This is a genomic window from Tahibacter sp. (genome assembly GCF_032229445.1).
In the GTDB taxonomy this organism is placed as follows: Bacteria; Pseudomonadota; Gammaproteobacteria; order Xanthomonadales; family Rhodanobacteraceae; genus Tahibacter.
Map to the genome: position 1 here is coordinate 1 of NZ_JAVTWC010000059.1, position 24038 is coordinate 24038.

Below are 24038 nucleotides of genomic sequence, written 5' to 3' on the forward strand. Positions count from 1 at the left end.
CATCGCCTCGCTGCGCCGGCTGCCGCTACCGCCGGCGGCATTCTGGGTGTTTCTCGCCGCGTTCGCGCTGACGCCGACGAATATCGAAGTGTTCGGCACGCTTACCAACACGCAATGGCTGCTGCAGTTCTATCTGCTGCTGCCAATGGCGCGCTTCGTGAGCGGTGAACCGCCGGCACGGCCCGTAGTCGCGTGTCTTGCAGCCGCCCTGGTGGGACTGAGCGGTCCATTCTCGGTCTTCGCGATCGCGGGCGCGATTGTGGGGCTGACGTGCCGTTCGCTGGAAACTCGCACGCTACCGTCGCTGCGGGCGCTGCTATTTGCCCACCCGGACATGGCGGTGCTGCTGGTGTGCGCGATCGTGCAAACGACCTTGGTGCTGGTGCTGCCGGACACGCAGAACCTGCGCGCCTCCGCAACGCCAGGCTGGCTCGCGGCACGCGAGGTCATGGCCGGATTGCAGACACATACCCTGGGCTATGCGTGGTTCCCTCACGCCGTGTTCTGCGGCCTGAGCATCCTGGCCGTAATCGGCTGCATCGCTGGCGCAGCCTCTGTTCCGGCACGCGCGCTCATCGTCACCGTCGCGTGCTTCGTCGCCGCTCAACTGTGGACGGTCGCGAGCAAGCACGCCGCAGTCGCTACGCCGATTCCCGACCTGATACTCGACCTAGGCTACGCGGACCGCTATTTCCTGCTTTTCAAGGTGCTGTTCTGGGTTTCGCTGCTGCTGGCCCTGCGCGGCATTCTCGGCCGCCTGCGCACTATCGCGCTACCGGTCACGCTGGTCGCGATCGGAATCGTAGCCGTGCAAAACAACGACCATCTGCGCCGCCCGCCGTTGCCCGATCTGAAATGGCGCGAGCATGCGACCCGCATGGATCGCGGAGAGGCGGTCGCGGCGCCCATCAATCCGGCCCCCTGGACCGTCAACGTGCCGGCAAACACGCCATGACCGCGACGTTTTCGCAGGCCGCTCGATACAAGGTGAACCCGTGAGTTCTACATCCCGCCGCTACGCCATCGTCGGCGCCGGCCCCATGGGGCTCATGGCGGCCATGGAAATCCTCAAGGCCGGCCACGAGGTCGACATCTACGAGCGCGACGACCGCATCGGCGGCATGTCCGCGGCATTCGATTTCGACGGCCTGCAGATCGAGCGCTACTACCATTTCGTCTGCAAGACCGATGATCCGCTGTTCGAACTCATGGCCGAACTGGGCATCAGCGACGCGCTGAAGTGGACCAACACGAAGATGGGCTTCTATTGCCAGGGCAAGCTTTACAAGTGGGGAACGCCGTTCGCGCTGCTGCGCTTCGACAAGCTCGGCTGGATCGACAAGTTCCGCTACGCGCTGCATGTGATGCGCACCAAGGGCATCAGCGACTGGCGCGCGCTGGACAAGGTCGGCGTGACCGACTGGCTCAAGCGCAACCTTGGCGCGCGCGCCTACGATGTGCTGTGGGAACGCCTGTTCCATCTCAAGTTCTACGAGTACAAGGACAGGCTTTCCGCTGCCTGGCTGGGTACGCGCATCAAGCGGGTCGCGCTGTCGCGCCGCAACCTGTTCCAGGAGTCGATGGGCTATATCGAAGGCGGCTCGGAGACCCTGCTGAAAAAGATGCAGGAATTCATTCTTGCACGCGGTGGCCGCATCCACCTGAGCGCCGGCATCGAGCGCATAAACGCGCCGGACGGCAAGGTCGAGAGCATCACGGTGCGCAGTGAAACCCTTCCGGTCGACGGCGTCGTGAGCACCGCGCCGATCCAGTATGTGCCGCGCCTCGCACCGGAACTGCCAGCGGATTTCGTCGCGCGCATCCAGGCGCTCGAGAACATTCCCGTAGTCTGCGTCATCCTCAAGCTCAGCCGACCGCTGAGCGAGAATTTCTGGATGAACATCTGCGACGACGGCATCGACATTCCCGGCCTCATCGAGTATTCGAACCTCAATCCGGGCGCCGGTCCGGCTGTCGTCTACGCACCGTTCTACATGCCAAAGACGCACCCGAAGTTTGCCCGCGACAACGCGGCGTTCATCGAGGAAGTGCTGGGCTATCTGCCGAAGATCAATCCGGCGTTCTCGCGCGACTGGGTGCTGGCCAGCCACTGCCATCGCTACGACTACGCCCAGGCCGTCTGCCCACCGGGCTACTATGACCTGTTGCCGCCGATGCGCACACCTATCGCTGGCCTCGTCATGGCCGACACGGCCTACTATTACCCCGAAGACCGTTCCATCTGCGAAAGTGTCAAGGTCGCCAAGACCCTGGCGCAGACCGCTCTAGCCTGAGCACCGCCATGTCCGATTCCAAGGTCGAACTCGACAAGCTGTACAACCAGCGCTTTCCCGAAGCAGCGCTCGCGCAGAAGCATGCAATCTGGAAGGTGCTGTGCAGCGATTTCTTCAGCCGCTACGTGAAGCCGACCGATACCGTCGTCGACATTGGCGCCGGATATTGTGAATTCATCAACAACATCCAGGCCGGCAAGAAGATCGCGGTGGATCTCAACCCCGACGTGCGCCGCTTCGCCGCACCCGACGTGCACGTGATCAACGAGTCCTGCACCGCGATCCGGGAGCTCGCCAGCGACAGTGCCGATGTCGTGTTCATGAGCAACTTCCTCGAACACCTGCCGAACAAGGACATGGTGCTCGACACCTTCCGCGAGTCCGCACGCATCCTGCGCAAGGGCGGCCGCGTCATGGTGCTGCAGCCGAACATCCGCTACCTGCCCGGCGAGTACTGGGACTACTTCGATCACCACACCCCGCTGACCGAGCGCAGCCTCGTCGAAGGCCTGCAGCTGGCCGGGCTGGAGCCGACCACGGTCATCGCAAAGTTCCTGCCGTATACGACCAAGAGCCGGCTACCGCAGGCGCCATGGCTGGTGCAACTGTATTTGAAGATGCCGCTCGCCTGGTACGTGCTAGGCAAGCAGGCGTTCGTGGTTGCAACCAAACGCTGATCCGATGTCGCGACGCCGAGTCATCCACCGGAGCACGCGGTGCTGAATTCGCAGTTTGTGCGCTTCGTACTCATGAGCGCGATCGCAGCCGGCGCGAACTTCGGTTCACGCATACTGTTCAGCATGTTCGTCAGTTTCCCGGCGGCGGTCGTGTTGGCTTTTCTCGTGGGTGTATCCACCGCCTTTCTGCTCAATCGCAGTTTTGTCTTTCAGGCGCCGACGCGCAGTATCCGGCAGCAGTTGTTCTGGTTCTTGGCAATCAATCTTTTCGCCGCTGTACTCACGTTGTCGATCAGCATGCTCGTGCTGTATCAGTTGCTGCCGGCGCTCGGCATCCATTGGCACGCCGAAGAGATTGCGCACGCGTTCGGTGTGGTCGCACCGGCCCTGGCCAGCTATGCGGGACACAAGTACGTGTCATTTCGCTAGCGACCCACAAGAGTCGGCAAAAATGGAGAACCTCTCATGTCCATGCATGTAATGGCGGGCACGGCGCCCCTCGCGGAGAAACGCGCACTGACCGTTGCTCTGTTTGCGGTCGCGCTGCTCGTCGTCGTCGCCATACGGGCTCTCTTCGTCGCCCGCTGGGGTACCGATCTTCCGTTCTGGGACCAGTGGGATGCGGAGATCGACCGCCTCTACAAACCGCTCCTCGAGGGTGCGCTGCAGTGGCGCGATCTTTTTGCCCCCCACAACGAGCACCGGATTTTCTTCACCCGCGTGCTGGGCCTGCTGTTGTTTTGGGCAAACGACCATCAGTTCGACAACCGCGTCGAACTGTTCTTCAACATCCCGCTGTACGCCGCGATGCTGGCTTTTTTTTCGTGGCCGCTGCTGCGCCGGCTGCGCGGCAGCGATCTTGTGCTCGCACTGTTACTCATGATTGCTGCCGGCAGCTTGCCGTATGCGTGGGAGAACCAGTTCGCGGGTTTCCAGAACTGTTTTTTTCTCCTGAATATCGCAGTATTCATTCCGCTGCAGCAGGTGGCATTCAGACCCGTCACAAACGTGCGGTTCGGCATGCTTTTGCTGCTCGCGGGAGCGGCGCTGTTCACCCTGGCTTCCGGCCTGACAGTCGCCGTAATCATCGCGTTCGCTGCACAGCTGCTGGCCCGCGACGGCCTGCTGCCGGTGCGCCGTGCCGCACTGCTCACCACACTGCTGCTGCCCATCGCGGTCATCGGCTATCTGATCGTGCCGCAGATCCCCGGACACCAGCCCCTCCGCGCCGCCGATCTCGGGGATTTCTTGCTGGCGTGGCAGCGCCTTCTGTCTTGGCCGCTACCGTCGGCACCGCTGTCCGTCGTGTTGCTCTGGACGCCCTGCCTGGCGTGGCTGCTGCGCTGGACAATCGCCCGGCATGTTCCGGCTGACGACGAACAATACCGCCGCCTTGAGATTTTTCTCGTCAGTGTCGCCGTGTGGAGCGCGCTGCAAGGCGCGGTGCTGGCGCTTTCGCGCGGCCACGATCTGACCGGAGTACCGGCCCGTTACATGGATACGATGGTTTTCGGCGGCCTCGCGAACCTCGCATTGGGCGCACTGCAACTACGCCGGATCGCCTCAGGTCGCTGGTACTCGTTGGCCCAGCTCGCCTTGTTCAGTACGGCGCTGAGTTTTTTTGCCACTCTGACGATCTGGAGCTTCAAGGGCGGCGCCTCGGCGGCCGCGCGGCACGCAGGTCTCGAGCACGGCAAGCCAGCGCTGCGCGACTACCTCGCCGGAGCCGGCCCGGCGGCGTTTGCGGGCAGAGATCCTCTGGCCCTGGGGTACCCGAACACCTCACGCCTGGCGAATTTTCTCGCCAATCCGACGATTCGGCGCCTGCTGCCCGTATCCGTCCGGCCATCGCTCGCCATCGCCTGGAACAATTGTCCGGCCCTGGCTGCAACCGGCGCCTATCCGACCACGCCGGCACTCGCGGGCAGTTCCGGCACCTACGTCCCTGGTCTCGGAAATTCGGTACGGGGGCGATGCACCAGCGCACCGCTGCAGACGGCTTATCCTTTCGTGCGCATGGCTTTCGCGGGCTATCTCGGCGAAGCGAAACTCTCGGTGAGACTTGTGTCGACCGACGGCGCGCGCGAAGTCGCTGCGTCACCCGTCGCGGCTCCGCGGGAATCCTGGCAGACGCTCGATCTTCGCGTTCCCGCTGCGTCATTCGTCGTCGAAATGACCGACGAGGACCCAGATTTCTGGCTGGCGTTGTCTCCACCGGTGGAGCAGGGCTACCTGTCTTACCTGACGCAAGCCGTATCGACCTGGATCAACCGCAGAAACCCGATATAGCCTCAGCATCCCGGCGCGCCGCACGCTGCGCGGGGGCGCCGGACGCATCGCTTATACTGGGCACGGTTTAACGCCGCCCGACAGGACCGCATGAATTCCGTGACCGCGACTGAGGAAGTCGTACCGCTGAACGATCTCAGGCGCCACGCCGACGCGCTCGCCGAACCCATTCACGCGGCCACAATGCGCGTGATCCGTAGCGGGTGGTTCGTACTCGGCCCGGAGCTGGAGGCCTTTGAACGTGAGTTTGCGGCCTACTGTGGCGCAAACCATGGCGTCGGCGTCGCTAACGGTACAGAGGCTATCGAACTGGCCCTGCGCGCCTTCGACATCGGTCCCGGTGACGAAGTTGTCGTTGCCGCCAACGCCGGCATGTACTCGACTACCGCGCTGCTCGCCATCGGATCGACGCCGATCTACGCTGACGTACGCGAACACGATCTGACACTCGATCCGGAAGCCGTGCGCCACGCGATCTCGCCACGCACCAGGGCCATCATCGCAACGCATCTTTATGGCCGCCTGGCCGATGTAGTCGCGCTTCGTGCCATCGCAGACAGCCATGGCCTTGCCTTCATCGAAGACTGTGCGCAGGCGCATGGCTGCAGCCGTGATGGCGTACGCGCCGGCGCCTGGGGCGACGCGGCGACCTTCAGCTTCTACCCGACAAAGAATCTCGGCGCCTGCGGCGATGCGGGTCTCGTGACGTGCCGCAGCGCCGACACCGCAGCCCGGCTCCGGCGCCTGCGTCAATACGGCTGGGGCGACAAATACGTCGTCGTCGACGGTCCCGCGCGCAACAGCCGGCTTGACGAGATGCAGGCGGCGATCCTGCGCGAGAAGTTGCCGCATCTCGAAGGCTGGAACGCTCGGCGCCGGAAAATCGCCGCGATGTATGCTGCGGTTGAGACCACTGCACTGCGCTATCCGGACGTCAGCGGCGCTGATTATGTTGCGCACCTGTTCGTCGTGCGCACGAGCCACCGCGATGCGCTACGCAGGCATCTGTCCGCACGCCGCATCGCGTCCGATGTGCATTATCCAGTTCTGGACAATGAGCAGCCGCGCGTCGACCGCCGCGACCTCAGTGCGGGGCTGCCCCAAAGCGTCCGTGCCGCCGCGGAAATCCTGACATTGCCCTGCTTTCCGGAAATGACGGATGCCGAGGTCGGCCGGGTTTGCGACGCGCTGCGGGAATGGCGGTCGTAATGTATTCGTTGATCGTTCCGGTTTATCTCAACGAGGGCTCGATCGGCGAGCTCGTGGAGGCGCTCGATGGCCTTCGGGCGGCGCTGGATAGTCCGCTCGAGGTCATCTTCGTCGTCGATGGCAGTCCGGATGCGAGTTACACCGAACTCAAGCGCCGCTTGCCGCATGCCGGGTTTACATCGCAGCTTATTTCGCACTCACGCAATTTCGGCTCGTTCGCGGCCATACGCACGGGCTTCATCGCCGCGCGCGGTGACTACTTCGCCGTCATGGCGGCCGATCTGCAGGAGCCGCCCGAACTGGCCGGAGAATTCTTCCGGCAACTGGCCCTCGGCCAGCACGATGTGCTTATCGGCACGCGCGAGTCGCGCAGCGATCCGTGGAGCACACGCATGGCGTCGAAAGTGTTCTGGTCGGCATACCGGCGCCTGATCAATCGAAACATCCCGTCCGGCGGGGTGGACGTGTTTGCCTGCAACCGGGAATTCCGCGACCAGCTGATTGCGCTCGGCGAGAGCAACAGCTCACTGATCGGGCTGCTGTTCTGGCTCGGCTTCCGACGCGGCACGATCCGCTACGAACGTCAGCTGCGCCGCCACGGCAAGAGCGCCTGGACACTGCGGCGCAAGCTCAAATACATGATCGACAGCGTGTTTTCATTCTCAGACCTGCCAATCCGCATTCTTCTCCTGCTCGGCGTGTTCGGCATCAGCATCGCAATCCTGTTCGGTCTGGTCATCGTGCTACTGCGCCTGACTGGCGGGCCTGTGGTGCCGGGCTATGCCGCAACCATGATCACGGTGCTGCTGTTCGGCGGTCTCAATGCACTCGGCCTGGGCATCGTCGGCGCCTATGTCTGGCGCGCATTCGCGAACACGCAGAATCGGCCGCTCGCGGTCGTCATGAAAAACGAGGAATTCCCCGGTGCAACCCGCTGACCCGTCCGGCGTCACCGAAACGGCCGTGTTCGTCCATTCCCTGGGCCTTTGCGAAAGCCCGAACGTCGGCAAAGGCAGTCGCATCTGGGCGTTCGCGCATGTACTGGCCGGTGCCCGCCTGGGCGAGGACTGCAATGTCTGCGACCACGTGTTCATCGAAAACGATGTCGTCGTCGGTGACCGTGTGACCGTAAAGTGCGGCGTCCAGCTGTGGGATGGCCTGCGCGTCGGGAACGACGTCTTCATCGGCCCGAATGCGACCTTCACCAACGATCGCTTCCCGCGCAGCAAGCAGTACCCGGAACAGTTCGCGCAGACCATAGTCGGCCATGGCGCCTCGATTGGTGCCAACGCGACCATTCTTCCCGGTGTCAGCATCGGCCAGCACGCGATGGTCGGTGCGGGCGCAGTGGTGACGCGCTCGGTGCCGCCCTATGCCATCGTCGTCGGCAATCCCGCGCGCATCGTTGGCTATGCGGGCGACCGGCCCGAACCCGCGGGTTCGCAGGAGGCGATTGCGCCGCCGACCAAGCCCGGATCGATCCGCACGGCCATCGGCAATGTCACGCTGCACCGGATGAACCACTACAAGGACGTCCGCGGCAGTCTCAGCGTCGGCGAGTTCCAGCGCGACATTCCGTTCGAGGCGAAACGCTACTTCCTTGTCTACGACGTGCCCAGCGCGGAAACCCGCGGCGAGCACGCGCACCGCGAATGTCATCAGTTCCTGATCTGTGTCAGCGGTAGCTGTGCCGTCGTTGCCGACGACGGCCGCAGTCGACAGGAATTCCTGCTCGACGCACCGAGCATCGGTATCCACCTGCCGCCAATGACCTGGGGAATCCAGTACAAGTATTCGTCCGATGCCGTGCTGCTGGTGCTGGCCTCGCATTTGTATTCGGCAGCCGACTACGTGCGCGACTACACCGAGTTCCTGACGCTGATACGCGCCAGCGACGCCCGATGAACCACGCGGTCGTCCGGGAAATCGTCCGCTTTCTCGCCAGTGGCCTGATCAACACCGGCGTGACCTACGCCATCTATCTCGCGCTGTTGTCGAAAGCCGGCTATGCCATTGCCTACACCGTCGCCTACCTCATCGGCATCGCGCTGTCGTATCTGCTGAGCACCCGCTTCGTATTCCGGGTGAACCACAGTGCGCGCCGCGCGGTGATCTTTCCCGTGGTCTACCTGATCCAGTATCTGTTCGGTCTGACGGTGCTCCACGCCAGCGTGACCTGGCTGGGCATCCCCGAGGCGTTCGCGGCGCTTGTCAGCACGGTGTTGTCGATACCGCTCACCTTCGTGCTCAGCCGTCTCGTGCTGGTGAATGGCCACGCGCAGCGCAAAACCGCTCCCTGAGGTCCCTCGGCCATCCGAGTTCAGTCAGCTCGCCAGATTCGATCGCACGTAGTAGAGGAAGACGCATGTCCTTCGGCCGCATCCAAACATTCCTGCTTTCTCTTCTGCTCGGCGCGATGGCCTGTGCTTACGCCTACATCAATTTCTATCCGATGTGGCTCAGCGTCGAACTGGTGTCGGACAAGGAAGACATAACGCAGGTTTTCCACTCCGCAAACGGCATGTGGAACGAGCAGGAGTCCGCCAGCAAACCGCTGGCCAGCGCCGTCGACCAGATCAATTTCGACATTCCTGCCGGCAGCATGGGTAGCGGCGTGCGCTTCGACCCGGGCCAGCGCCCGACCGAATACCACCTCCTGTCCGTGCGCTGGCAGCGCGGTGCGATGAGCCGGCAGGTGGAGCCCGCGACGATAGTCAATCTGCGCCCCGACCAGCAGCAGCTTCGCGTAGATGGGCAGCGCGTGCTCGTGACGGTCAGCGACAACGACGCGCAAGTCATGCTGCCGGCGCCGTCACGCACATGGCTCGTGTTCTCGCTCTGGCCGTTGTTCCTCGTCGTGCTCGCCTCGCTGGCCATCGCGCGAATGGCTTGGCGCGATCGTGCCGGCGCCGTCGATGTCGCGACCTTGTATCTGGTCATGTGTGCCGGCGTCTATGGTATCGCCACGATCGCCGGCATGCCCGAACTGCCCTTCATGGACGACTGGCGCTACTACGTGCCCGGCGCGTTCCAACTGACGGGCAGCAACTACCGCTGGTTGACGATGGTCGGCAACGATACGTATTTCCTGACTGGCCAGTTGCTCGATTTCGTGGCACTGCGCGTGAGTAATGCCAGCTTCGAAGCGGTCCGCTGGACGGGAATCGGCGTTCTACTCGTCTACCTTGTGGCGATGCGCCGCAGCATCATCGTCGCGGGCGGACCGGCTGCCGGTACGGCCGTCGCCATAGCGTTGATCGCCGGCGTGCTCGGCGAAACCGGTTACTGGGGTGGTACCGGCATTGCCTATCATCAGTTCCTTCCGGTGATGTTCTCGGTGCTGGTGTTCGCCTATGTCGGCAAATACAACGAGCGCGCCAGCGCGCTGACCTCGACCCTTGTGCTCGTGGCGTTGTGCGCCGCGGCGGGCCTCGCCTACATTTCCGGTGGACTCATGCTTGCCTGCGCCGGAGCCGGACTGCTCGTCGCGCACGCGGATCGCAGCAAAGGTCTGCGCACGCCTGCGATCCGCGCCGGCATCACTGTCTTCGTCACGGGAACAGCGCTACTTCTGCTCCAGATCTGGATGGTCAGCACGCAGCAGGGCTCGCTGGCCGACCACAACCACGCAGCCGCATCCGTCTACCCGAACGACCGGCGATTTCCGATTTTTTTTGCCGCACAATTCGGCCGCGCGGCGGGCTATCCCGGCACCAACGTCACGATAGACGCCATTCTGCTCGTCGTTTGCCTCTTGCCGGCGCTCTTGCTCGTTACCGAACGTATCTGGCGCGGGCTGTTCCGGGGCATACCGGCGCAGCGTCCGTTAATGGTTGGATTGTCCATCGGTGCCGCCGCAATGGCGGCTACCTATGCGGCAGCGGTGGCCTTCGGCCGAGCGGGATTTCTCGACGCCGCCGCGGACCCGGTCATCATCACCACGGTCGCCAAGGCCCGATTCCACTTCTGCACGATCGCTGCGCTGCTGCCGCTGATCTGGCTGGGCTGGGTGGAACTCGCGCTGCGCTGGCAGGAGCGTCGCGTCGCGATGCACGGATACCTGATCGCCGCGCTCGTCGCACTGGTACTGCTGGTGCCGAAGTCGACGACGACCTGGAGCGTGGTCGAAGACCTTCGCAAGACCAACGAACAAGCCACCGAAGGCGCCTATTGCGCGATGACGCAGTTTGCCGATTCCGCCGACACGCAGCCGGTCATCTGCGAAATGCTCGTCGGCCTGAAGCTGGACATGCGTCCAACGCTCGAATTGCTCAAATCGCAGGACAGGGCGCTCTATCGCGATCTGCAGGAACTGACGGAGCGCGCCGCCCGTCATCATTAGGATCGCGCACCGCACTACAGGCACCTCAACGCATCGCCGCGATGAGCTCCCGCACGGCAAGGCGCAGTGGCGGAATCGTCGTCCTCGTCGCGATTTCCGATGCATGACACGGCTATTTTTGCAATGGCACATCGACCCTTGCGCAATTTCGCCGGGCAAAGTGCCCAGCACTTCTGCTTGAATCTGACCGGGTCTCCACCGCGGTGCGTTGTCATCGAGTTCTTTCCGGTGCCGATGCCTGCGGCTGGTCATTCACGCCATTCGCGGTTCTATCCGGCGGGGCGCGCCGAGCGCGGCCGCGCACCGCGCAAGACGTGCATCTGCCCCGCACGTGACGGAGCCAGCGCGCGCGCCTGTATCGGGCATACGGCTACCTGTAAACTCTACCGCTCGCGGACAGTGCCCGGCACGATCCCCATCCACCGCGTCGATCCATCCGTTCACGAAAGCCGGCGGCGCAATTGCGTTGGCGGCGCACCTTTTGGGAGCTTCCCCGATGAGCACAACAACCCCGCCGGACTCGCCTGCAAACAACGCAGAGGCGCCACCGTCGACTTCCGACATTGATGCACGTCTGGCCGGGCTCGACGTTTCCAACGCCGGCTCCGCTCGCCGCCATTTCTTCGCCCGGTTGGCCGACACCGCCTCCGTCCTGGAGATCGGCCCGCTCGCCAACCCATCGGTACGCGGTCCGCACGTGAAGTACTTCGATGTCATGCCAACCGACGAGCTGCGCAAGAAAGCCGTCTCGCACGACCTCGATCCGAACAATTGCCCGGAAATCCACTATTACTCGCGAGAGGCGGACCTCTCGATTGTCCCCGATCGATTCGAGGCAGTCGTAAGCAGCCACTCGATCGAACATCAGCCCGATCTCGTCGGACATTTGAACAAGGTCGCCGCCCTGCTTGACGTCGGCGGCTGCTACTGGATCGCCGCCCCGGACAAGCGCTATTGCCTGGATCATTTCAAGCGCCTGTCGGGCATTGTCGACGTGCTCGATGCGCACGTGCGCGGTGCCCGCGTGCACAGCGCGGCAACACTGATCAGCCATTCCGCGCTGTCGACGCACAACGATACAGCGCGACACTGGAAAGGCGACCACGGCGAACCCGCTTACAACGCTGACGTGAACCGACTGCTGCACGGCATCAATGCCCTGTTGTTCAGCGATGGAGCCTATGTCGATTCACATGCATGGCAGTTCACGCCGGAGACGTTTCAGGAAATCGTCGAACTGCTGTCTGCGATCGGCTATTCGGTATTCAAGCCGGTGAAGATCTATCCGACGGCGCACAACTCGAACGAGTTCTACGCCGTGCTGCAAAAGGTCCGGGAAAAACCGCTTAACCCGTTGGCGGATCTGCCGCCCAACTTCGACCCAGTCCTTTACCTGGAAGCCAATCCCGACGTTGCGCGCGCCGGTGTGAATCCCATTGCGCACTACCGCAGCTTTGGCGCACGTGAAGGTCGTCGCTTGCGACCCGACTAGAGGGCTGTTGAGAACTGCATGCCAGCGTCCTGCCTTGTAGTGCTGTCAAGGAGATACCGGATGGATTCGCCGCGAGATCAGGCGCGGTGAGGGGATTGAGCCACTCCGGTGAGACTGATTGCAACGACGTGTCCCTGCTAGACACGCTGGAATTGTTTGATGGGCGGTTGTGATTGCGAGACAGGACACCAGGGGAAGGGATCTTTACTCGCGCCCTGTGGCAACGCATCAAGATCAGCGGTCTCCGTCTTCATTCCGCTGATCGGACGTATTCACCAGACGACGCAACGTCTGCATGGACCAGCTGAAATCGTGGTCGCCGAGCACGCCACTCAGATCCCGCATACGACTCTGGATCGCTTCGATCTCATCGCGATCACGAATGCCAGAGATTCCGACCTCGTCCATGCGCTTGAGCCGCTCGTGCAGAGCAGCGAGCGCGGGCATCGTCGAATCCGGCAGCGGCGGGAGATCGGCGTTGGGTACCTCACCCCGCAATCCCGCGGCAACGGAAGGACCTGCGGAGGGTGTCGCCGGCGCCGCTCCGTGGTGCTGTAACTCGCGGTCGACGAATGCGTAGACTTCCCGCCGATCCGGCCGTCGCAATCCGACCACACCGGCGTTGCCGAGCTCGGCGAGGAGGCGCTCGACCGCTGTCATCGGTGATGCGAGCACGTCCTCATAGCGCAGGTAGATGCAGTCGATGCCATCGATGGCCTGCAGCAATGACCGCGCGTAGGTTTCCCAAAGGGCGTCGGCTTCCTCGCGGCTCAAGCGGAAACCCAGAGAAGTACTGTGCTTCACCAGCGACGACGCCACCGCACGCGCGTCACGTGAACAGACGACCACGACCGGACGCTCGCAGTGCGGCAGCCAAGCTCCAAGGGTCAGGCATAGGCGCGGATCCTTGATGAACCACGGTCGGTGGCCATCGAGATCAAGCAGTCGCTCGCGGATCGCACGGCTCACCGACGCGGACGGCGCGACCGGCGAACGCGTCAACCACGGATACGGGTCGAACCAGCGCGCATCGGCTTCAGCCAGGATACGATCATTGAGCGCGACGATATCCGTGCGCTCCCAGAACCCCTTGGGGTTCTCCGCATTGGCGGCCAGCCCGCTGCCTTCGGGGCCGACATAGGCACCTAGCATGTTCAGCAGCCGGGCGATCACCGACGTACCTGACCGGTGCATTCCACAAACGAAAATCTGCATCGCTGGAAGCCCCTACTACTGCGCCGCCAGCACGCCGGCGCGGAACGGATAGACCACGCGCGGCGGCCAGGACAGGGCGAACGATTCGATCGTGAGCGACAGATTCGGATTGTAGGCGGGGTCTTGCTCGATCATGTCGCCCCATCGCTTGCGCATGAAATCGACTTCGCCATTGAAGCGCGCCAGCTTTTCCGGCGAATCTTCCTGGCCGCGCGACGCGGATTCGTGGTGATAGAGCTGCGCCCAGGGCGACCAGAGATTGCGATAGCCCGCTTCGCGGATGCGCAGGCAGAAGTCAGTGTCGTTGAACGCGACGCGCAGGCCCTCGTCCAGTCCGTGCACCTCGTCGTAAACCGACTTGCGCAGCAGCAGGCAGGCGGCCGTCACGCAGGAGAGATTCTGCACTACGCAGGCGCGGTTCATCTGGCCCTGGGAGTTGCGCGGCTTGCACAGGTAGGCATGCCCGGCGATACCGCCCAGACCGAGAATCACGCCGGCGTGCTGGATGCGATCGTCGGGGAAGTACAGCATCGCGCCCACCGCCCCGATTTCCGGGCGCACTGCATGGCTGACCATCTCGCGCAGCCAGCCTGGCTCGATCACTTCGATATCGTTGTTGATCAGGCCAATGATCTCGCCACGTGCCTGGGCAACGGCGTAATTGTTGATGCCCGAAAAGCTGAACGGCTCGTCGTAATCGACCACGCGCACGCGCGGGTCGCTGCGCAGCTGCTCGAAGTAGATCAGCGTTTCTGCTTCGCTCGACTGGTTGTTGGCAATGATGATTTCGAGATTTGGATAATCCGTGCCGTTCAGCAGGCCGTCGACGCAGACACGCAGCAGGTCGACCCGGTCGCGCGTCGGTATGACGAGGCTCACGAGCGGAAGCGGCTCCGCCGGCAGCGGATACGTGACGCGATAGTTGCCACCGGTGGTCTCCTCCACGCTCGCGGCAATCCCGCGGCGGGCAAAGTGCGACTCGAGCGCAAGCACACCGGCCGAGCGCGCGTAGCTCTTGGCATCGGACGTCAACGCCGTCGAGCCGGGGATCGCGCGCCAGTGATACAGCACATGCGGGACATGACCGATTTCCTGCGCCTGCAGCGTCTCGATACAGCGTAGTGCGAGATCGTAGTCCTGACTGCCTTCGAAGCCAGGACGGAACCCACCGACCGCTCGCACGAGCTCCGCCGAATACACGCCGAGGTGGCTGATCATGTTCTGGCTGCGAAACAGGTCGGGATTCCAGTCCGGCTTGAAATACGGATCGAATCGGCGGCCTTGCTCATCGATCTTGTCTTCGTCGCTGTAGATCAGCTTGAGCTGCGGCCGCTCATTCAGCGCGTGCGCACACATGAACAGGGCATGTGGCGCCAGTTCGTCGTCATGATCGAGCAGCACGATGTACTCGCCATCAGCAAGTTCCAGCGCGGAATTGCTTGCGTGCACGATATGACCGTTGTTTTCGCGAAAACAGACCTTGATGCGCGAGTCCTGCGCCGCATAGCGCTGCAGCATCGCGCGCACGTGCGGCTGCGTCGAGGCATCGTCGGCGATGCACAATTCCCAATTCGTATAGAACTGGCCGATCACGCTCTGTATGCACAGCTCCAGCCATTGCTCTGGCGTGTTGTAGACCGGCATCACGATCGAGAACTTCGGGCGGCGAGGCATCGCAGCGATGAGAACCTGCGCACGTTCGCGATCCGCCTCGCCGAACATGTCGTAGCAACGCGCCCACTTTTCGTAGTCGAAGCGTCCGGCGCTGGCTTCGCCGACCTGGCGCAGCCGTTGTTCCACGCCACGGAATCCTTCACGACGGAATACATTCCATGCGTCCTTGATCGCGCGGCGAATGGCCGCCGGCGACTGCCGGATCGGCCGCAGACCCATCACCGCCATCCGCGCTGCCGCCTCGACGCGGCTGAGCTTGCGCAGTGTCGCTCTGCCCAGCTCGAACTCGCACGGATGCTTGGACGGATCGAAACGCAGGCCTATCAGGTCGCGGTCGAACTTGATCAGGCAGGTCTGGCGGGCGACGGTCACATCGAGTGACAGCGGAATCCTTGCCTCTTCGGTCATGCCGTCACCGTAATCGACGTACAGGCATGGATCGGCGAACCCGCCCGCGATCGAACGGCAGTGCGCGTCGAACAGGTACCAGCCCGAGGTTGGTCCGGCGCGTCCGCCCCAGCGCACGAGGAAGCGCGGGTCCGAGCCGGTCCCCTTCCAGTGCGCCGGCTCGCCGCCTCCGAGCAGGGTCAAGTCGCCGAGCGGATCACAGACCAGACGATAGCGGTGCACCAGGTCCGTCCAGGCCAGCGTCTGCCGACGCCAGTGCAGCAGGCGGCGGTGCGTGCGCTCACGCTTCCGCAGCGCAATATTTTCGGGGCTGTGCTGCTCGACGCGAATCAGTCGATCCTGCAGCGGCCCGAGCATGCCCAGTGCCTGTTCGGCGGCGAGCAGTCGCTCCTGCGCCTGCGCCTGCGCCGCCACGAGTTGTTCTTCGAGCGACTGCTGAGACTCGCGCAGACGCGCGATCTCGTCGGCCTGCTCGTCCTGCGCCGAAACGGCATCGCCGAGCGTGCCGCACACGGCAATATGTTGATTTTGCAACATGTCCAGTTTCGCACGAAGGTCGGCCGTGCGCTGGTCGAGTTCGGCCTGGCCGCGTGCCGTCGCGCCCTGGCCGTCAGCCAGGGCCAGCACCCGCCCGGCGATCTGGCTTATCCGCTCCTCCACTGTCGGAGGCGGCGGTGGAACCTCGCCCTGCTGCGTTTCGAACCCGAGCTGGTCGAGCAGCGCACGCGTCAGCACATCGTTCTCCTCCGGCTCGACCGGATCGAACGACCAGTGAAGCACGAGTTCGACCGCACAGTCCGCGCCGCACAGCGCCTCAGGCCAGAGCAATTCCAACTGCGGATCGCCATTGACTGCCCAGAACGCGAGGCCTCCGGCACGGTCCGGCGGCAGCTCGACGCCATACGACACGCGCGCCACGTCGCGCAGTTCCTCCGCGGCGTAGCTCGCCGTGTGCGTGCCGGCAGCATTCTCGACCCGCCATTCGACGCGATGCAGCTGGCCGACGCCCGGCGAAGCGACCGGATCGAAGCGGACACGGCTCAGCACGCGCTCCACGTCGAAGCGGAACCGCACGCGGACGCGCGCGCCGTCGACAGCCTCCGCGACCACGGTCAAAGCGCAGTCTTCGCTGTATCCGCCGCCTTCCTCCGGCAGATACAGCTTGGACACGATGTCGGTGACTTCCATGCGTCTCCCCCCTACCCCGAATACGTTTCATTGCCGGGCACCGCCGTCGCGTGCACGGTCGAGCGCATGTCGAGATCGACGTACGCGGTAGCCAGCCGCGCGGTGTCGGGCATGACGCGGAACATCGCGACGTCGACGCGCCGATCCAGGAACTGCTCAGTTTCCCCGTCCCGGCCGAGGACACCGGCATTTGCGAAATACGTCCCCGGAGCCAGCAGGCAGCGGAACTGAAACTGCGCAACGAACTCCTGTCCCGCCTCCACGCACGGCAAAGCGTCGTAGGCCAGAGCGGACACACCGCCAGCCAGCTCCACGCCCGTCGTGGTCTTGATCAACATGCCGAAACGCACGCACGCTGCCGCTTGCTCGAACGCAACGCGAAACGTGTAGACGAAGACGCCACCCGGGCGCAGCACATTGACTCGCCTTCCCGCTAGCGTCTCGATGTGGGGATCGATGATCTGCGCGCCGCGCGACGGGTAGACGACGGCGCTTTGCGATTGCAGGCCCGGATCCAGGTAGGCGTCGTCGGGCGCTTCCGCGGCGGAGTCATCCCCGGCGGCCGGCGCGACGACGATCTCGACATCATTGCGGATCGCATCGCGCAGCTCGGCCTGGCGTTCCGCCGGCGCATACAGCAGTTGCTGATAGCGGCTGATGACCTGGCGCGGTGCGCCATCGGCCAGGCAGTCGCCACGATCGAGCAGGATGGCACGATTGCACAATTCCAGTACGGTACCGGCGCCGTGCGACACGAACAGCACGGTGGCGCCGTCGTCGCGCATTCGCTGGATCCGCGCGAAGCACTTGCGCTGGAACGCCTCGTCGCCGACGGACAGCGCCTCGTCGACCACGAGGATATCCGGCGTGACATTGATCGCCACCGCGAAGGCAAGGCGCACGTACATGCCGCTCGAATAGCTTTTCACCGGCTGCTCGATGAAATCACCGATGTCGGCGAACGCGGCGATAGCGTCGAAGCGGCCTTCGATGTCGTCGCGGCTCAGGCCGAGCACAGTACCGTTGAGGAAGACGTTCTCGCGACCGGTGAATTCCGGATTGAAACCCGCGCCGAGCTCCAGCAGCGCCGCGATGCGGCCATTGACTTCGATGCGGCCCGACGTTGGCGACATCGTGCCGCAGATCAGTTGCAGCAAAGTGGACTTGCCGGAGCCGTTGCGCCCGACGATGCCGACGGTGTCGCCGCGCCGTACCTCGAAGCTGACGTCACGCAGGGCGTGGAACTCGCGGTGCCAGCCGCGCCTGGCGTTCGGAAACAGCTGCTGCAACAGGCGATGGTACGGACGCTCGTAGATCGCGAAGGACTTGGCCACATTCTCGACGCGAATGGCCACTTCAGAGGACATCGGCAAACCCCGATCGCGTGGCACGGAACCAGCCGTAGCACAGGAAGCAGATCATCAGGCTGACCGCGGCGTAGGCCCCAAGACCGATCCAGTCCGGCATCACTCCCCACAGCGTGACGTCACGCATCTGGTCAATGATGAACGTCAGCGGATTCATGCGGAACAGGAACTGGTAGTCCGTCGAGATGACCTCGACCGGCACCAGCGCCGAAGAAAGAAAGAGCATGGCCGCAGACAACACGCCGGTGATCTGGCTGATATCGCGCAAGTAGACCGCAAGCGAAGCGAACAGCCAGCCTATCGCAGCACACAGTAGCGCGAGGGGCGCCAGCACCAGCGGAAAGAACACAAATGTCCACGGCGGCGGCCCGACCTGGATGAGCTGAAGCCCGAGAAGCACGAACATGCTGACCCCGGCATGGAAAAACGCCGACATCACCATGGGCCATGGCAGGATTTCCAGCGGAAACACAACGCGCTTGACGTAATTCGCGTTGCCGACGATCAGGCCAGGCGCGCGACTCAGGCACTCCGTAAAAAAGCCGTGCACGATCAGACCGGCAAACATGATCAGTGCGTAGCTGGGGCCGCCCTCGACCTGCTGCGGCCAGCGGCTCTTGAAGATCGAGCCGAACGCTACCGCGTAGATCAGCAGCATCAGGAACGGACTGAGGATCGCCCACAGCAACCCGAAGCTCGCCCCGCGATAGCGGCCCAATATGTCGCGCTTGGTCAGTTCGCGCGTCAGCGAGGCATGCCGACCGAATGCCGAGAACGGTTCGGCCAGTACCGCGACGAGTTCACTGGCACGACGTTCATTCATGGCATCGGCCTTCTGTACCGCGGCCCGCGATCAGGCCGCCGCAAGCGCCGCATCCAGCTCGGCGCGCAGGTCGGCGACATCCTCGACACCGACCGACAGGCGCACGAGGTTGTCGTGGATGCCCAGCCGCGCGCGGTTTTCGGCCGGCACCGAGGCGTGCGTCATGACCGCCGGATGATTGATCAGGCTTTCCACGCCGCCGAGCGATTCGGCCACCGCGAACAGCTCGCAGTGTTCCATCATGCGCCGCGCGCCGTCGAAGCCGCCCTTGACGTAGATGCTGAGCATGCCGCCGAAGCCGCTCATCTGGCGCTTGGCCAATGCATGCTGAGGATGCTGTGGCAGACCCGGATAAATGACTTTTTCCACCTTGGGATGCGTGGCGAGCCAGCCGGCCAGTTCCTGCGCCGCGGCGCAGTGCGCGCGCATGCGCAGGTGCAGGGTCTTGAGGCCGCGCAGGGCCAGGAAGGAATCGAACGGTCCCTGCACACCGCCCACGGCGTTCTGCAGGAAGGTCATCTTCTCGGCGAGTTCCGCGTCGTCGCCGACGACGATCATGCCGCCAACGATGTCGGAGTGGCCGTTGAGGTACTTGGTCGCCGAATGCATGACCAGATGCGCGCCGAGTTCGAGCGGGCGCTGCAGCATCGGCGTGGCGAAGGTGTTGTCCACGCCGACGAGGATGCCGCGCGCGCGCGCGAATTCGGCGATCGCGGCGATGTCGACGATCTTGAGCAGCGGATTGGTCGGCGTCTCGATCCAGATCAGTTTGGTTTCCGGCCGCACCGCCGCCTCGAGCGCGGCGCGGTCGTTGAGGTCGACCCAGCTGAAGTCGAGTCCCGCGGAGCGCCGGCGCACGCGTTCGAACAGGCGATACGTGCCGCCGTAGACGTCGTCCATCGCGATGACGTGGCTGCCGCTGTCGAGCACGTCGAGCACGGTCGCCGTCGCCGCGAGGCCGGACGCGAAGGCATAGCCGTTGCGGCCGCCCTCGAGGTCGGCGACACACCGTTCATAGGCGAAGCGCGTCGGGTTGTGCGAACGCGAATACTCGAAGCCCTGGTGCACGCCGGGGCTCGACTGCACGTACGTGGACGTCGCGTAGATCGGTGTCATCACCGCACCGGTGGTCGGGTCGGGCGACTGGCCCGCATGGATCGCGCGCGTGCCGAGGCCGTGCTGCTTCGAGGAAGAACTCATGGGGATTCGCCGATTTCCGCCGCAACGGAAGTAGAAAAGGAAAGCCGCCGCGTCACTGCACGCGGCGACGCAGGAAGTTGAGCAGGTCGATGCGCGTGATCAGGCCGAGGAAGCGGTCGCTCTCCATCACGATGGCGACATGGCCGCGATCGAACACCGGCAGCAGTTGCTCGATCGTCGCGCTGACGTCGAGCACGTCGAGCTTGGACACCATCGCGGTCGACACCGGATCGCGGAAGCGCGCCTCGTCGGAATGCACATGCATGAGCACGTCGGACTCGTCGACGATGCCGACGATCTTCTCGCCGTCCATGACCGGCAGCTGCGAGATCTCGTAGAGCTTCATGCGCTGGTAGGCCATGGTCAGCGGATCGCTCGGCCCGATGACAACGGTATCGTGCGCCGCGTACGGCCGCATGATCAGGTCGCGCAGGTCGCCGTAGCTGCTGCGCTCGAGGAAGCCGTTGTCCAGCATCCAGTAGTCGTTGTACATCTTCGACAGGTACTTGTTGCCGGTATCGCAAACGAACACGACGACGCGCTTGGGCGTGGTCTGCTCGCGGCAGTAGCGCAGCGCAGCGGCGAGCAGCGTGCCGCTGGACGAGCCGCCGAGGATGCCTTCCTTCTCGAGCAGCTCGCGGCCGGTCAGAAAACTCTCCTTGTCGCTGATCGCATACGCCTTCGTGACGCGCGTGAAATCGCTGATCGGCGGCAGGAAGTCCTCGCCGATGCCCTCGACCATCCACGATGCGCTCTTGGTCGAGAGCGTGCCTTCGTTGATGTACTGGGTCAGGATCGAGCCGACCGGATCGGCCAGGATGAATTCGACGTCCGGCGCCCTTTCGGCGAAGCAGCGCGACAGCCCGGTCATCGTGCCGGACGAGCCGCAGCCGAACACGATGGCGTCGAGCCGGCCGTCCATCTGGGCCAGGATTTCCGGCCCGGTGCCGGTCTCGTGTGCCAGCGGGTTGTCGGGATTGCCGAACTGGTTGATGAAATACGCGCCCGGTGTTTCACGGGCCAGCCGTTCGGCCATGTCCTGGTAGTACTGCGGGTGTCCCTTGGCCACGTCCGAGCGGGTCAGCACGACCTCGGCGCCCATGGCCTTGAGATTGAAGATCTTTTCTCGGCTCATCTTGTCCGGCACGACGAGGATGAGCTGGTAGCCCTTCTGCTGCGCGACGAGAGCGAGGCCGATGCCGGTATTGCCAGCGGTGCCTTCGACGAGCGTGTCGCCAGGCTTGATGTGACCGGCGCGCTCGGCTGCCTCGATCATGCTCAGGCCGATGCGGTCCTTGATGGAGCCGCCGGGATTCATGTTTTCCAGCTTGAGGAACAGCTCGCAGCAGCCGGTATCGAGGCGTTGTGCTTTCACCATCGGGGTCTGCCCGATCAGCTCCAGCACGCTTTGATGGATGGTCATTGGGCTCTCGCCGGTACCGCGCCGCTGGCCCGGTACGCCATTGTTTCAGGGGGCGCGATCATAACCGACTGGCCCGGCGTACCGCGACGCAGGCCGCCGTGACACCCGCAAGCCGGCGCGCTGCCGGGGGGATCCGTCCCTCGCATCGCTACGGCCGCCGGCCCATGTGCCGGGCACGGCGATGGTGCCGCGCCGGCCGGAGCTGTTGGCTTGGGCTGTCGGGCAGCGGTCGTTCGTCGGGTAACGAGTGGGGAGGAGTGAGGAACGCGTGGCACCTGCCGCGCTCCTCTACAGAGCCGCACACGTTGCGGAAAAGCGCAGCCCGGAAACAACTGACCCCTCTTGCCGTCGTCGCGGCACGAGGGGTCGGGAATCAGCGTGGCGCAGGGGGCGCCGGGACGGTGTCGCGCTCAGTGCGCGCCTTCGCGGTGTTCGAAGATGTGGACGAGGCGGTCCTTGGCCCGCAGCTTTTCCTTCTTCAGCGAATGCAGTGTCGTGTCGTCCATCGGCAGCACTCCGAGGTCGGCGTCGCGCAACTTGCTGTCGAGTTCCTGGTGTCGCTGGTACAGGCTGCGGAATTCGGTGCTCGACTTGAGCAATGCGTCGATCTCGGATTTCTGGTGATTCTCGAACATCAGCCGTTCTCCTCTCGTTGTGTAAGACGCACGCCGACACCGACCGCGCCGTGCGGGCGCAGACAGGGAAGCCGTGCGGAAAACTGAAGTGAAGCGGAAGGGGCGTTGTCTGTCGCGCGCGTCGCCACCATCGGTCGATGGTGGTGTGAATCGGAATCTGACGTCGGCGATGCGCTGGTCTGCATGGATTCGGCAGCCGTACCGCGTAGGCCGGGCGGCTGCGGAGTCACCCTACTCCATTGCAGGATCGCGCGCAAACGGCGGCTACACGCATTTATTAGCATTCCGTTAGGCGTCGGCGGCCAGGCGTTGGCACAGCCGGCGAGGCCGAAATTTGCCCGATTCAGGCGCCGCCACCCAGGCGCACCACGACGCGCCGGTTGCGCGCGCGTCCGGCCGCATCGTCGTTCGACGCCACCGGCACTGCCGCACCTTCCCCCGTGACCGCGATGCGCGACGGCGCGACGCCGCGCTCGACCAGCGCATCGCGGACCGCTTCGGCACGCCGCAGGGACAGATTGCGATTCGCCTCAGGACTGCCGGTCGCATCGGTATGGCCCGCGATGCGCACGCCCAGCGTCGGCTCGGCCGCGAGCCAGGCGGCGACGCGCGCGATGCCGATAGGGGCTTCGGCTGCGAAGGTGGCCGTGCCCGGTTCGAAGACCAGGTCTTCCAGCGTCATCTGACGACCATCGGCACCGTATTCGGGCACGAGCGCGGCCAGACGCTGGGCCAGTGTCGAGGCGCCGGACTCGGCGGGCGCCACGGTCGCACCCGTAACGGCGGGGGTGGGCGCGACGGCACCCGGCGCCGGCACGGACGTGCGTTCCGCGTCGGCGTCGGACGCAGAGGCGACGGGTGCCGACGTCAGCGGTGCGATCGTGGCAGCAGGCGGTGGGGAGGGTGCAGGCGCTGTCGACGGCGGGGGGACTGCGACGGCCGGCCCTGCGGTAACACTCGCGGGTGGACTGATGAGCGCGCCGCGCTGAGCGTCTTCCTGCCGCAGCAGTTCGCGCTGGCGCTGACGGTCGAGTTCGGCGCGCATGGCCGCGGTCTCGCGCCGGCTCGCGTCGAGCAGCAGGCTCGCGTGCTCGCGCTGCAATGCCTCGAGCCGCGCGCGCTCGCGCTCGGTCTGCGCGGCGATGTAGGCGATGTCGACGCGGCGCTCGGCCAAATAGGACAGCTGCACATGCTCGTTCGCATTGATGCTGCTGGCATCGAGCCGGCGCACGGCCGCCTCGGCCAATGCGCGCTCGGCCAGGGCCAGGCGGGCCAGCTCGGGATCGGCCGCCAGCGCGTCGAGGCTCGCGTGCAGACGGTCGTAGTCGAGATCGCGCCGCGGCGCGGAACCGCAGGCGGCGAGCAACAGCGCGAGGACGACCAGCAGTGCGCGGCTCATGGCGTATCTGCCGGCGCCGCGCCGTCGCTGCGCAGCCGCGCATTCGCGGCGGCCTGGACCTGGACGGCCTCGCGCGTGCGGCCCAGACGCGATTTCGCGACGGCCAGGTCACTGTTCACCAGCGACTGCTCCAGCAGCCGCCGCGCCTGCGCGGTATCGCCGCTCTCCTGCACTTGCAGCGCCTGGTCGAGCTGTTCGGCGGCGTAGCGCAGTTCCAGCGGCGCATACGTCGCCGCACCGACCTCCTCGGCCAGCGCCATCGCGTTCGCAGCCATCTGCAGCTCCGGCAACGGCGCGCGAGGCCGTGCCGCCCAGCCCGGTGACGCGACGAGCAAAAGCAGCGCGAGTACATGGATTTTTCGAGCCGTTGGTGTCATAACTCCAGCCGAAATCAGGGGGGGGA

The 24038-nt window shown here is 64.4% G+C and carries 20 protein-coding genes; 11 read left to right on the forward strand and 9 right to left on the reverse strand.

The features are described 5' to 3' along the window. The 11 genes from RUU78_RS11470 to RUU78_RS11520 all read left to right on the forward strand — a co-directional run. Positions 1-955 (forward strand): hypothetical protein (locus tag RUU78_RS11470; RefSeq protein ID WP_313916687.1); only part of this gene is annotated, 955 nt, incomplete at its 5' end. 40 nt (positions 956-995) lie between these two features. Further along, on the forward strand, positions 996-2294 hold the full coding sequence (locus RUU78_RS11475) for an NAD(P)/FAD-dependent oxidoreductase (RefSeq protein WP_313916689.1): 1299 nt from the start codon (positions 996-998) through the stop codon (positions 2292-2294). 8 nt (positions 2295-2302) lie between these two features. Beyond that, the gene (locus RUU78_RS11480; RefSeq protein ID WP_313916692.1) at positions 2303-2971 is read left to right on the forward strand and encodes a class I SAM-dependent methyltransferase; all 669 of its coding nucleotides are present in this window, start codon (positions 2303-2305) and stop codon (positions 2969-2971) included. A gap of 72 nt (positions 2972-3043) precedes the next feature. After that, positions 3044-3400, forward strand: coding sequence for a GtrA family protein (locus RUU78_RS11485; RefSeq protein WP_313916787.1), 357 nt, complete (start codon positions 3044-3046; stop codon positions 3398-3400). Between the two features lie 36 nt (positions 3401-3436). Continuing rightward, positions 3437-5260, forward strand: coding sequence for a hypothetical protein (locus RUU78_RS11490; protein WP_313916693.1), 1824 nt, complete (start codon positions 3437-3439; stop codon positions 5258-5260). 90 nt (positions 5261-5350) lie between these two features. Next, entirely contained in the window at positions 5351-6469 is a 1119-nt protein-coding gene (locus RUU78_RS11495) for a DegT/DnrJ/EryC1/StrS family aminotransferase (protein WP_313916695.1), read from the forward strand. Further along, positions 6469-7407, forward strand: coding sequence for a glycosyltransferase family 2 protein (locus tag RUU78_RS11500; protein WP_313916696.1), 939 nt, complete (start codon positions 6469-6471; stop codon positions 7405-7407). The genes RUU78_RS11495 and RUU78_RS11500 overlap by 1 nt, the downstream gene beginning before the upstream one ends. Continuing rightward, positions 7394-8374: a WxcM-like domain-containing protein gene (locus RUU78_RS11505; protein WP_313916698.1), complete on the forward strand. Its 981-nt coding sequence runs from the start codon at positions 7394-7396 to the stop codon at positions 8372-8374. The genes RUU78_RS11500 and RUU78_RS11505 overlap by 14 nt, the downstream gene beginning before the upstream one ends. Continuing rightward, positions 8371-8769, forward strand: a complete 399-nt coding sequence (locus RUU78_RS11510; protein ID WP_313916700.1) for a GtrA family protein — start codon at positions 8371-8373, stop codon at positions 8767-8769. Before RUU78_RS11505 ends, RUU78_RS11510 begins: the two co-directional genes overlap by 4 nt. Positions 8770-8834: 65 nt before the next feature. Then, a complete protein-coding gene (locus tag RUU78_RS11515) occupies positions 8835-10811 on the forward strand; it encodes a hypothetical protein (protein WP_313916702.1) in 1977 nt (658 codons plus the stop codon). A 466-nt stretch (positions 10812-11277) separates the two neighbouring features. Beyond that, positions 11278-12303, forward strand: a complete 1026-nt coding sequence (locus tag RUU78_RS11520; RefSeq protein WP_313916704.1) for a hypothetical protein — start codon at positions 11278-11280, stop codon at positions 12301-12303. 234 nt (positions 12304-12537) lie between these two features. On the opposite strand, the gene RUU78_RS11525 is transcribed toward RUU78_RS11520, so the two are convergent. The 9 genes from RUU78_RS11525 to RUU78_RS11565 all read right to left on the reverse strand — a co-directional run bounded on the left by RUU78_RS11525 (position 12538) and on the right by RUU78_RS11565 (position 23910). Further along, positions 12538-13518: a sulfotransferase gene (locus tag RUU78_RS11525; RefSeq protein WP_313916706.1), complete on the reverse strand. Its 981-nt coding sequence runs from the start codon at positions 13516-13518 to the stop codon at positions 12538-12540. Between the two features lie 15 nt (positions 13519-13533). Continuing rightward, positions 13534-16788 carry a glycosyltransferase family 2 protein gene (locus RUU78_RS11530; RefSeq protein WP_313916708.1) on the reverse strand — a complete coding sequence of 1085 codons (3255 nt, stop codon included), beginning with the start codon at positions 16786-16788 and terminating at the stop codon, positions 13534-13536. A gap of 11 nt (positions 16789-16799) precedes the next feature. Next, complete coding sequence (locus RUU78_RS11535) at positions 16800-18155, reverse strand: ABC transporter ATP-binding protein (protein ID WP_313916710.1); 1356 nt, start codon at positions 18153-18155, stop codon at positions 16800-16802. Next, positions 18145-18978, reverse strand: coding sequence for an ABC transporter permease (locus RUU78_RS11540; protein WP_313916713.1), 834 nt, complete (start codon positions 18976-18978; stop codon positions 18145-18147). Before RUU78_RS11540 ends, RUU78_RS11535 begins: the two co-directional genes overlap by 11 nt. A gap of 30 nt (positions 18979-19008) precedes the next feature. Beyond that, positions 19009-20178, reverse strand: a complete 1170-nt coding sequence (locus RUU78_RS11545; protein ID WP_313916715.1) for a cystathionine gamma-synthase — start codon at positions 20176-20178, stop codon at positions 19009-19011. A 52-nt stretch (positions 20179-20230) separates the two neighbouring features. After that, on the reverse strand, positions 20231-21601 hold the full coding sequence (locus RUU78_RS11550; protein ID WP_313916717.1) for a pyridoxal-phosphate dependent enzyme: 1371 nt from the start codon (positions 21599-21601) through the stop codon (positions 20231-20233). A gap of 410 nt (positions 21602-22011) precedes the next feature. Further along, positions 22012-22236, reverse strand: a complete 225-nt coding sequence (locus RUU78_RS11555) for a YdcH family protein (RefSeq protein WP_313916719.1) — start codon at positions 22234-22236, stop codon at positions 22012-22014. A gap of 343 nt (positions 22237-22579) precedes the next feature. Then, positions 22580-23635: an OmpA family protein gene (locus tag RUU78_RS11560; protein ID WP_313916721.1), complete on the reverse strand. Its 1056-nt coding sequence runs from the start codon at positions 23633-23635 to the stop codon at positions 22580-22582. Beyond that, positions 23632-23910: a DUF4398 domain-containing protein gene (locus RUU78_RS11565; protein ID WP_313916723.1), complete on the reverse strand. Its 279-nt coding sequence runs from the start codon at positions 23908-23910 to the stop codon at positions 23632-23634. Before RUU78_RS11565 ends, RUU78_RS11560 begins: the two co-directional genes overlap by 4 nt. Positions 23911-24038 lie beyond the last annotated feature (128 nt).